Genomic DNA, 10,767 nt, shown 5'->3' with positions numbered 1-10,767 from the left:
GAACCGGTTTTCCGTCTGAAATTGCGTTGAAAGATATGTCCTCACGCTGTCGCGGCTTCGCCGCTTCGCTCCGGACGAGGCGGCCTCCGGCGGGCGCGCGGTCGCGCGCTGGCTTCGCGAATTTCAGGAAAAGTGGGAACCGGTTTTCCGCTTGGCAGCCTCAGTCGAGACCGAACGCCTCCGGAATCGGCGGCCAGTTCGCGCCCGGATGATTGGCTGCGACGGCGAGGAAGGCCTCCAGAAAGGCCCAGGTCTCGCCGTCGTGGACCAGATGATGGGTCAGGAGGCCGATCGGCATCTCCTGGCCGTCACGGCGATCGATTTCCGCGTCGAGGGCGGCGGCCATTTCTTGCCAGCCGACGAAGCCGCGCCCACCGCGCCAGGCGATTGGGTCGAGATGGGCGTCGAGCCGATGCTCCTCGGTGGACAGGCTCTTGAAGCAGGACAGGCCGGCAAGCCCGGCTTCCGCCCGCCGGGCGGCGACCTCGGGTGCGATCCGGTTCCACGGCGGCACCAGCACCGGCAGAAAGCGTTCTCCGAACAGACGTCCGAGCCGCTGATGGCCCCGGCTCAACTCGTCCAGCACCGTGTCGATCGGCCGATCGCTGCCCAGCTCGGCCGATTTGGCGTCCGCCCCGGCGTGGTTGGCATGGGCCCAGCCGTGTTGCAGCACACTGGTTCGGCCGTCGTCGGTCAGGCGATCGGCGAGCGCACGGGTGGCTTCCGCGGGGATCACGGCGAGCGCGAGCGGCACGTCGTGCGTATGAGCAAGGGCCAGCAGTCGGTCGAGGGCGTCGCTCGGCGCCACGGCGTCGTCGTCGCGCCACCAGAAAGCGATCCGCTTGCCCGCCGAAGCCGCCGCGTCGAGCCGCGCTGAGAGCCGGTCGGCGAAGTCGGGTGCGCTGCCGGTCATGTGCGTTCCTCTCGATCCCGTTTCTTCGCCTCGGCGATCAGGAGTCTCGCGCTTTTCTCCGCGCCCGCGAGGTCGATGGCGAGGGTTGGTCGGTCCGCGACGCATGCCTGATCGGCGGCGCCGGCCAGCCGCTCGGGCGTAACATGGCCTTCCGAGAGCTGAATGGCCATCCCGCGCGCTGCCAGGATCTCCGCGCGCTGGGTCTGTTCGGTCTCGTCGCCTTCGGCAAACGGAACGAGCACGGCGGGGCAGCCGGCGGAAAGCACGTCCAGCACGGTGTTGTAGCCGGCCTGGCTGACGGAAACGGCGGCGCGCTTGATCAGGCCGGAAAAATCGGGCCGGGCGGGCTCCACAATGGTGCCGGGGGTGGCGGCTGCGGCGAGCGCGGCCAGCCGATCGTCGCCGTGGCTTGCGGACGCAAGCACGCGCCACGTTCCGGTGGCCCGGTGCGCATGCGGCCGGGCCGTCACCGCAGCCTGAAGCAGGCGCGCGCCCACCGGACCGCCGCCACACGAGACGATGACTTCGCCGCGGCCGTCGTCGCCCGGCGGCTGAGGCGAAGAGGGCGCGTAGACGAAACCCGTATAGCGGATGAGATCGGCAATCTCGGCAGCATGGGGAAAGGAGGCGTCGAACCGCACCAGGGCCGGATCGGCATGCACCAGAACGCAGTCATAGTGGGTCCGCGCGACCTCCGCCATCCAGCGTGTCTTGGCCGGATCGGACTTCTTCACCAGGATGTCGCGCACCGAAGCGGCCACCAGCGCCGGGCGTGCGCGGGCACGGGCCGCGTTGAGGGCTGGAAGCAGCTCCTGGGCAAAGGCGCGCCGGCCGAACGGAAACGTCTCCGTCAACAGGATGTCGGGTCGGATCGTCTCCACCAGCGTCAGCAGCCGTTCGGCGCGGGCGTGGCGGATGTCGTCGTCGATCGGCTGTCCTTCGGGGGTCACCAGACGCGAAAAGCTGGCATCGGCGGCACGAACCGGCGGAAGGGTCTCGATCGCAAGCCCTGCAAGGTCGAGGGTCGGCGGCGGCGTGTTGCCGAGCAGGAGGATGACGTCGACGCCTTGGGCCAGCAGCGCCCGCGCGATCGCGGATGCGCGCACCACGTGCCCGGTTCCCAAGAGATGCTGGACGTAGACGAGCGCTCTCATCGCTGCCGCCTCCGGGCGTCGTGATTGATCCTGGACGTCTCAAGCAGCCGGCCGATCGCGGCGGTGGCCGGAACCAGGTCGTGGCGCGCAAGCACACGGGTCCGGCCTGCGGCGCCGAATGTGGCACGGCGCTCGGGCGTGCGGATCAGCGTTGCCAGCGCGTTCGCGAATGCGTCGGGATCGTTCTGCGGCACGAGCAGGCCGGTCTCGCCGTCGGCGACGATCTCCGGCACGCCCCGGCTTCTCCCGCCAACGACCGGCAGGGCGGCGGCCTGGGCCTCCAGAAACACGAGACCGAAGGGTTCGTTGACTGCCGGCCAGACAAAGATATCGGCATCGCGATAGGCGTCGAGCAGTGTCGGGCGGTCGACGCAGCCCAGGAAGGTCGTGCGTGCGGGATCGAACAGCGGCCGGATCTCGGACGATGCCTCGCCGTCGCCGGCAATGGTCAGATGCCAGGGCAGGTCGGCAAGCTTGGCGAGCGCATCCGCCAGCACCCGGTAGCAGGCCGCCTTGTTGCCGGGCCGCATCATGCCGACAGCAAGCAAATGGACCGGTCCGTTGGGGCGCGGCGGACGGCGCGGCAGTTCGGCGAAGGGCTGGGCATCAATGAAGGGGGCGAGCGAGACGAGCCGTTCCGGCGTCACGATATCGGCAAGGCCTTGCCGGTCTTCGTCGTGCATGGAAGCAACCGCATCGGCGGCGCGAAGCGCGATTTCGGCCGCGGCAAACCCGGCCGCCCAGGGGTCCGTCGCACGTTTGCGGGCCCGGCTTGCTTCGATCACCGCGTAGGGCAGGTCGAGCGTGCCGGTGACTTTGGGCCCGATCCAGTCGGGGGCCTTGTGGTAGAGATGGTAGGTCACCCAAGCCTCTGGGCGATCCGCGCCGGACGACCAGGCCTCGATCAGCCGTTCGGCTTCCGCATCGGATGCGCGCGCCAGGCGCGCGAAGGTGTCGGGATTGGGGGTCGCCTGCCAGGTCACCAGGTGGGACGCGATGACGGAAGGCTTGCCGAGCCGCTCCAGCGCGATGGCGATCAACCGTCCGATCTCGCGATCGCCCGAGGCGAGCGGGTGATCCGGCGGCTTCATCGGGCAGTAGAGCGCGATCGTCATCGTGCCCTCGTTTCGCTACGGAAAACCGGTACCCACTTTTCCTGGATTTGCTGTTGCCAGCGCGCGACCGCGCGCCGGCCGGTTAGGCCGCCCCCGCGGAGCCGCGAGCGACGCGAGCTTGCGTGAGCGGAAAGATTTTTTAGACGCAAATCCAGACGGAAAACCGGTACCCACTTTTCCTGGATTTGCTGTTGCCAGCGCGCGACCGCGCGCCGGCCGGTTAGGCCGCCCCCGCGGAGCCGCGAGCGACGCGAGCTTGCGTGAGCGGAAAGATTTTTTAGACGCAAATCCAGACGGAAAACCGGTACCCACTTTTCCTGGATTTGCTGTTGCCAGCGCGCGACCGCGCGCCGGCCGGTTAGGCCGCCCCCGCGGAGCCGCGAGCGACGCGAGCTTGCGTGAGCGGAAAGATTTTTTAGACGCAAATCCAGACGGAAAACCGGTACCCACTTTTCCTGGATTTGCTCGAATCTCACGCCGCACGCCGGCTTGTTTCCGCAAAGCGGGCGGCAAGCCGATCGAACCCGGGCTCGCTGGAGAAGCGTTCTCGGACATCGAGCGCGGCGGCGTGGCCGAGCCGGGCGCGGGTTTCCGGCTCCGTGATCAGCCGGGACAGCGCCGCAGTCAGCGCCGCGACATCGTCGGGCGGCACCAGCACGCCCGTCTCGCCGTCGCGCACGAGCTCGGGGATTGCGGAGACGTTGGTGGCGAGCAGCGCCAGACCAGTGGAGGCCGCCTCCATTAGAACGTTCGGCAATCCGTCCCGGTCCCCGGATTTCGCAATCCGGCTCGCCAGCACGAACAGGTCGGAGGCCTTGTAGGCGGCAATCACTTCGTCGCGGGCCTTGGCCCCCAGGAAGGCGACCCGATCACCAATGCCGAGCCGATCCGCAAGCGCGGTCAGCTTCGCCGTCATCGGGCCGGCGCCGATGTGCTCGAAGCGCCAGTTCAGATCGCGGGGCAGGGCCGCGAGCGCCCGGATCAAGCGGTCGAGCCCCTTCTTTTCCACCGCCCGGCAGACCGAGAGGATGCGAACCGGATCATCCTCGCTCCCGGTGCGGGCGGACCGCGAGGCCTCGGCCGGAAAACGGTCGAGCTGCAGGCCGTGATAGACGAGGTCGATCGTCTCCGGCCGGTCGCTCAGCTCTCGCAGATAGCGCGTGTTCACTTCGGTACAGGTGACGCCCCACTCCGCTTCGGCGAGCTTCTCCGTGAGCTCCCATTTCGGCGTGGTCCAGATGTCCTTGGCGTGGGCGGAAAACGACCACGACATGCCGGTCAGAAGTGCAGTGTAGCGCGTAACCGACGCCGGAGTATGGAGATAATGGACGTGAAGGTGGGTCACGTCGGTCGGCAGCTCGTGGGCGAGCACGCAAGCCTGGCCGAAGCGGCGATAGCGGCTGTTGGAGCGGTCGCGGACCAGATCGGCATCGAAGGCGGCTCGGGCGGTCGCATAGCCGGCCAGTCCCTCGGCGTAGCGCCGGCCGGCGCGGACGCGGGCGGGATCGTCCTTCAGATATTCCGGCAGGTAGAGAATGTCGGCGGCGATCTGGTCGTGCAGATCGTGATGGGTCGGGTCGGTCGGATGGCGCAGCGAGACGATCAGCGTTTCGATGCCGCGGCGCTCCAGCCCCAGGATCTCCTGGGCGATGAAGGTCTCCGACAGTCGCGGATAGCCCTTCACGACGATGGCGAGCCGACCCATGCGCGTTATTCGCCCGCCGCCGCACGCGGGGCCCGTGCGCCGGTTTCTTCGAAAAAGGTGGCGACCCGATCGGTGATTACGTCGAGCCCGCCGAGCAGGCCGTTGAGGCCCGCGACCGACGGCGGGTTCTGTCGCGGCAGGCGGGCAAGCGCCTCCACCATCGGATCCACGTCCGGATAGCGGTCGATCGGCAGGACGCTCAGAAGACCGGCCGCTTCCGCTTTGGCGGCGCGGATCGCCTGTTCGCGTCGGGGTTGGACCCGGGGCACCAGTAGCGTCGGCTTGTCGAACGACAGGATCTCGCAAAAGATGTTGTAGCCGCCCATTCCGACGATCGCGACGGCCTCTTCCATCAGACACTCGATGGTCGGGGTGAAGTCGATGATGTGGACATCGCGTAGATGCTCCGCGCGGGCGGTGAAGCGCTCCTGATACTCGTTGGACATGAACGGGCCGAGCACGATGACGGCCGGAAACAGCGGCTGCTCGTGGGCTTCGTAAGCGCGCAGCACCCAATCGACCAGCTCCACGCCGTCGCCACCCCCGCCCGGCGTTACCAGGATGAACGGTTCCTCGCCGAAGGGAGAGCGGAAGCTGCTAGAGGCCGCGGGAGGGGCTTCCCGGCGCAGATAGCCGGTGAAAAGCGCCTTTTCGCGCACGGCGTCGGGAACGCCGATGCCGGCCAGCGGATCGTGGATTTCCTTGCGCCCGTAGATCCAGACGTCGTCGTAAAGGTTTTCCAGCGCTTCGGGTGCGCCCTTGCGCTCCCATTCCTCCTTCAGGACCTCCGGATCGTCCATGACGTCGCGCAGGCCCAGCACGAGCCGCGTTCCGCGTTTTCCCAGCCGCTCCAGCGTCGTGCGCACTTCGCCGCGCAGGCCGAGCGGCTCCTTGTCCACGATAAAGACGTGGGGATCGAAGACCTCCGCCGTGTGCTCGATGATGGAGGCGCGCAATTCCAGCATCTCTTCGATGCCAAGCGGCAGCGTGTGGGCGGTGTACTGACCGTTGCGCAGCTTGATAACGCCGGGGACGCGCACGAAATCCACGCGGCTTCGAAAGTCGAAGGATCCGATGATCGGAGAGCCGGACAGGATGATGACCGACAGGTCGTCGAACGCGCCCACCAGCGCATGAGCGATCGTCCGGCACCGCCGCAAATGGCCGAGCCCGAAGGAATCATGACTGTAGATCAGGATCTTCGGTTGCTTGCACCGCATCGGGACCGGCCGGTCAGGCTGTTATCGCGTTTCGTGTTCATCCGTGCGGTAGCATGACGACCTCGCCGACCCACCCCACGATATCGGGCTTGGTTGTCGACAAAGACGGCTCCCCCCGTCAAGTCGACCCTAATCTGGAAACTGAGCTGCCGTCCAGCGCGGGCCGTTTCCTGCAGTTTTGCGCTGCCCGTTGCAAGCCCCAAAAAACAGGCATCGCCGTTGCGAACGGGCTGCGAATACGCGGACAGGCGGCTGCGCGCAAGCTAAGTGTTGCGCACGCGTGTTCCGGCGCACACACTCCGTTTGCGCCGACGCTGCGGGGGCGGGGCAAACCGACGATTTCGGTTTTCCGCCCGCATCTCGCCGTAGCTTGTTAGAATCGTTCGCGTTTCCTGATTGCAGGTCGAATCACCCCGCAATCATTGTAATCCAGGCGCCAGAGGCGGGTGAATGCAGAAGAGCCTATTCGGTTTCATCTGGGCGTACAGCAAGCGCCAACAGCTGATCATTCTCGCGATCACTGTGGTCTCGTTTCCGATCCTGTACATGACGCTGGAGTTGCCGAAATGGATCGTGAACGACGCGATCGACGGCAAGGACTTTCCGCGCACGGTCGCCGGCTTCACGCTCGATCAGATTCCCTATCTTCTGGTGCTGTGCGGCATCTTCCTCAGCCTCGTCGTCCTGAACAACGGCGTGAAGTTCGTTCTCAACGTCTACAAGGGCGTGGTCGGCGAACGCATGCTGCGGCGCCTGCGCTATCGGCTCTACTACCAGATCATGCGCTTTCGTTTGCCCCAGTTCCGCGGGGTAAGCGCCGGCGAACTGATCTCGATGATGATCGCGGAGGTGGAAGATCTCGGCGTCTTCATCGGCGATGCGATCGCGACGCCCGCCTTTCAGGGCGGCACGCTGGTCGTCTACATCGTCTTCATTTTCGCCCAGGATCCGTTCTTGGGCGCGGCCGCGGTGCTGCTCTATCCGGTCCAGGGCTACATCATCCCGAAGCTGCAGCATCGGGTGGTGATTCTGGTTCGCGAGCGCGTCAAGAATGTCCGCAAGATTTCCGATAAGGTCGGCGAAAGCGTCGCCGGCATTATCGAGATCCACGCCAACGACACCACCCAGTGGCATCTCGCCGATATCACCGACAAGTTGCTGACGAACTATCGTATCCGCTTGGAAATCTACAAGCGGAAATATCTGATCAAGTTCATCAACAACTTCATGAACCAGCTTCCGCCGTTCTTCTTCTATTCGGTCGGCGGCTATCTGGTGATCAAGGGCGAGCTGTCCTTCGGTGCGCTGGTGGCGGTGCTGGCGGCCTACAAGGATCTGGCCGGTCCGTGGAAGGAGCTGATCACCTACTACCAGAACCTCTCGAACATGAACGTGAAGTACGAGACGGTGGTGGAGAATTTCGATCCGCCGAACATGTACCCGGCGTCGCGGATCGACGACGATGCCAAGGAAGATGTCGACCTCGACGGGGATATCGTGTTCCATCGCGCAAGCGCGGTGTTCGGAAGCGGGCAGGAGGTGTCGGATCTCGACACGACCATCCAAAAGGGCACGAGAGTGGCCGTCTTCGGCACCGGGTCGAGCGGTCGCACCGAGCTGCTTCTTCTCGCCGCCGGGCTGATGGATCCGCAAACCGGACGGGTCGAGATCAATGGCCATGAGCTCGGCAATTTGCCGGAGGCGGTGCTCGGCCGGGAGATCGCCTATGTCGGCGCCTCGCCCTACATGTTCAACGACACCATCCGCGGCAACGTGATCTATTCGCTGCGCCACCGCCCGGTTGGCGACGTCGAGATCGATTCCGACGAGCACAAGTTCCGCCTTGCCGAGGCGAAGCTGACGGGCAACAGCAAGTTCGATTTCGACGCGCCTTGGGAGGACTTGGCGGTCGCTGAAGTCGCCGACGGACACGATCTCGACCAGCACATCCTCGACCTGTTCGACCGGACCGGCCTCGGCAACGATCTCTTCCGCATGGGCCTGCAGTCGAACGTCGATCCGGCCGCCGAGCCGGACCTCGCCACGCGGGTTCTGGAGGCGCGTAAAGCGGTCGGCGAGCGCATCAAGTCCGACGCGGAGCTGCAGGATCTGGTGGAGCTGTGGCGCAGCGATGCGTTCAATCCGAGCGGCACGCTGGCTGAGAATGTCCTGTTCGCCTTGCCGGCGGACCCGACCGTGAGCGTCGACGCGATCGCCCAGGACACCGACGTGATCGACGCGCTGAAGGAGGCCGGCGTTCACGACGCTCTGGTCGAGATCGGCGCCAAGGTCGCCGAGACCATGATCGAGCTCTTCTCCGACATGTCCGTCGACGACAGCCTGCTGGGCGATTTCAGCCTGTTGTCGAGCGATCAGCTTCCCGCGTTCGAGCCCTATGTGCGAGCCTACCGATCCGGTGGGGTCGGTCAGCTCTCGGCCTATCAGAGCGCCGAGCTGGTCGGTCTCGCCTTCCGGCTGGTTCCCGCCCGTCACCGTCTGGTGGAGATCGACGAGGCCCAGGCGGCCCAATTCGTCAAAGGCCGGACGGCGGTTCGCGACCGGCTCGACAAGCTGGACGGGCGTTACGTGCTGTTCGACCCGGAACACTATATCGACCCGTTGACGGTCGAGGAGAACATCCTGTTCGGCAAGCCGCGGGTGGATCGGCGCGGCGCGCGCGAGCGGATCGAAGGCTTCATCCGCCAGACCCTTGCCGAGCTTGGCGCCCGCGATCCGATCGCCCGGGCCGGCTTGAACTACCATGTCGGCGTGGCCGGGGCGCGCCTGTCCCCGGTTCAGCGCCGTCGTGTCGGGTTGGTGCGGGTGCTCCTCAAAAAGCCCCGGATCACGCTGCTCGACGGCACGGTCGACGAGGAACCGCGCGTTCTGGACGAAGTTCGCAACGTGGTGGGCGAAGGCACCTTGGTGGTCGGTACGGCCGTTCCGCGCGTCGCGGAAAAATTCGATCGCGTCGTCGTCATGCGGGAGGGACGCTTGGTCGCAGACGGCGATTACGCTAGCGTGAGGGCGGCGATGTCTGACGGTGCCGACGACGATGGTGACGACGCGTCTGTCAAGGCGGAGGAGGAGCCGGCGTGAGCCTGGACGCTGAGGTTGAGGCGCTGAAGAAGGTTCCCTTGTTTCGTGGCGTCGACGACACGAAGCTGAGGCTGCTCGCCTTCATCAGCGAGCGGGTGAGTTTTCGGCCGGGGGAACGGCTCTGCGAGCAAGGCGAGCGTGGGGATGCCGCCTACATCATCCTGGATGGTGCGGCCGACATCGTGATCCAGACCAGCCATGGCAACGAGACGGTGGCGACGGTCAAACAGAACGACGTCGTCGGCGAGATCGCGATTTTGATCGATGTTCCGCGCACAGCGACGGTCGTTGCCACCAGCGACGTCCTGGCATTGGCGATCGCGAAAGAGAATTTCTTGAAACTTCTTAAGAATTTCCCAGATATGGCAATTGAAGTGATGCGTGTGCTGGCGCATCGTCTTGAAAGGACAACGCGCGAGGTAGGGCGTCTGCGCGCAGGGCCGGCAGGGGCCGAACAATGACCATGATCGAGCCGACAGACGGGCTTCGACTGAAGTTCTGGGGTGTGCGCGGCTCCATCCCGACACCTGGACATCATACGCTGCGCTATGGCGGCGAAACCACCTGCATCGAGGTTCGGGTTGGCCCGTATCTCGTGATCATCGATTGCGGATCCGGCGCGCGCCGGCTCGGCTGGCTGATGAACCAGCGGGTGCCGGAGCCGGCGGACCTGCTGTTCACCCATACCCATCTCGACCATATCTGCGGGCTGCCGTTCTTCTGCCCCGCCTACAGCCTGGATTTCGACATTCGCGTGTGGGGCGGCCATGTGCCGCGAGACGGATCGCTGGAGGAAGTGCTGGCGCGCTTGATGTCGCCGCCGCTGTTCCCGGTCCCGACGTCCGCGCTCAGGGCCTGCCAGTTTCGCCAGTTTCTTGCCGGCGATTCCGTCGGGCTTCGCCCCGGGCTGGTCGTCCGCACGCTGCCGCTCAACCATCCCGGCGGCGCGACCGGCTATCGCTTCGATTGGGGCGGCGGGTCGCTGGCGATCATCACCGACCACGAGCACGGCGACGCGAAGATCGATGCGGCGGTGGCCAAGTTCGTCGAAGGCGTGGACATCATGGTCTACGACGCGACCTACACCGACGAGGAATATCATCGTTTCGTCGGCTGGGGCCATTCGACTTGGCAGAAGGCCGTCGCGCTCGCCGACAAGGCGGGCGTCGCGCATCCGGTGATGTTCCACCACGATCCCGCGCGCACCGACGAGGATCTCGACCGCATTGCCGACCGGGTTCGCTCGCGCCATCCGGGAGCGCTGATCGCGCGGGAAGGCATGGAACTCGTCGCCAGCGCCATGGAAGTGACGGTGGCGTAAAGCAATCCCAGGAAAAGTGGGAACCGGTTTTCCGTCCGGGATTGCGTCTAAAGAATCTTTCCGCTCACGCGAGTTCGCTTCGCTCACGGCTCCGCGGGGGCGGCCTAACCGGCCGGCTCGCGGTCGCGCGCTGATGACAGCAATCCCAGGAAAAGTGGGAACCGGTTTTCCGTCCGGTATTGCGTCTAAAGAATCTTTCCGCTCACGCGAGTTCGCTTCGCTCACGGCTCCGCGGGGCGT

At 65.6% G+C, this 10,767-nt stretch carries 8 protein-coding genes; 3 read left to right on the top strand and 5 right to left on the bottom strand.

Annotation, left to right across the window (positions count from 1 at the left end):
• Window positions 1-160: 160 nt before the first annotated feature.
• The 5 genes from HNS03_RS11085 to HNS03_RS11065 form a co-directional block, all read right to left on the bottom strand.
• A complete protein-coding gene (locus tag HNS03_RS11085) occupies window positions 161-913 on the bottom strand; it encodes a polysaccharide deacetylase family protein (protein WP_367195312.1) in 753 nt (250 codons plus the stop codon).
• Complete coding sequence (locus HNS03_RS11080; RefSeq protein ID WP_367195311.1) at window positions 910-2,067, bottom strand: glycosyltransferase family protein; 1,158 nt, start codon at window positions 2,065-2,067, stop codon at window positions 910-912. Before HNS03_RS11080 ends, HNS03_RS11085 begins: the two co-directional genes overlap by 4 nt.
• Window positions 2,064-3,182, bottom strand: coding sequence for a glycosyltransferase family 4 protein (locus HNS03_RS11075; protein ID WP_367195310.1), 1,119 nt, complete (start codon window positions 3,180-3,182; stop codon window positions 2,064-2,066). The genes HNS03_RS11080 and HNS03_RS11075 overlap by 4 nt, the downstream gene beginning before the upstream one ends.
• Before the next feature lie 472 nt (window positions 3,183-3,654).
• A complete protein-coding gene (locus HNS03_RS11070) occupies window positions 3,655-4,887 on the bottom strand; it encodes a glycosyltransferase family 4 protein (RefSeq protein ID WP_367195309.1) in 1,233 nt (410 codons plus the stop codon).
• 5 nt (window positions 4,888-4,892) lie between these two features.
• A complete protein-coding gene (locus HNS03_RS11065) occupies window positions 4,893-6,107 on the bottom strand; it encodes a glycosyltransferase family protein (RefSeq protein ID WP_367195308.1) in 1,215 nt (404 codons plus the stop codon).
• A 450-nt stretch (window positions 6,108-6,557) separates the two neighbouring features.
• On the opposite strand from HNS03_RS11065, the gene HNS03_RS11060 reads away from it, so the two are divergent.
• From HNS03_RS11060 to HNS03_RS11050, 3 genes are read left to right on the top strand one after another with little or no spacing between them, the layout of a single operon-like run.
• Window positions 6,558-9,206 carry an ABC transporter transmembrane domain-containing protein gene (locus tag HNS03_RS11060; RefSeq protein WP_367195307.1) on the top strand — a complete coding sequence of 883 codons (2,649 nt, stop codon included), beginning with the start codon at window positions 6,558-6,560 and terminating at the stop codon, window positions 9,204-9,206.
• On the top strand, window positions 9,203-9,667 hold the full coding sequence (locus HNS03_RS11055; RefSeq protein ID WP_367195306.1) for a cyclic nucleotide-binding domain-containing protein: 465 nt from the start codon (window positions 9,203-9,205) through the stop codon (window positions 9,665-9,667). The genes HNS03_RS11060 and HNS03_RS11055 overlap by 4 nt, the downstream gene beginning before the upstream one ends.
• Window positions 9,664-10,527 (top strand): MBL fold metallo-hydrolase, encoded by an 864-nt coding sequence (locus HNS03_RS11050; protein ID WP_367195304.1) that lies wholly within the window; start codon window positions 9,664-9,666, stop codon window positions 10,525-10,527. The genes HNS03_RS11055 and HNS03_RS11050 overlap by 4 nt, the downstream gene beginning before the upstream one ends.
• The last annotated feature ends 240 nt before the right edge of the window (window positions 10,528-10,767 follow it).

This window comes from Amorphus sp. 3PC139-8, assembly GCF_040750475.1.
Classification (GTDB): Bacteria; Pseudomonadota; Alphaproteobacteria; order Rhizobiales; family Amorphaceae; genus Amorphus.
Note: the sequence above shows the minus strand (reverse complement) of the source record. Positions and strands in the feature narration are given on the sequence as shown.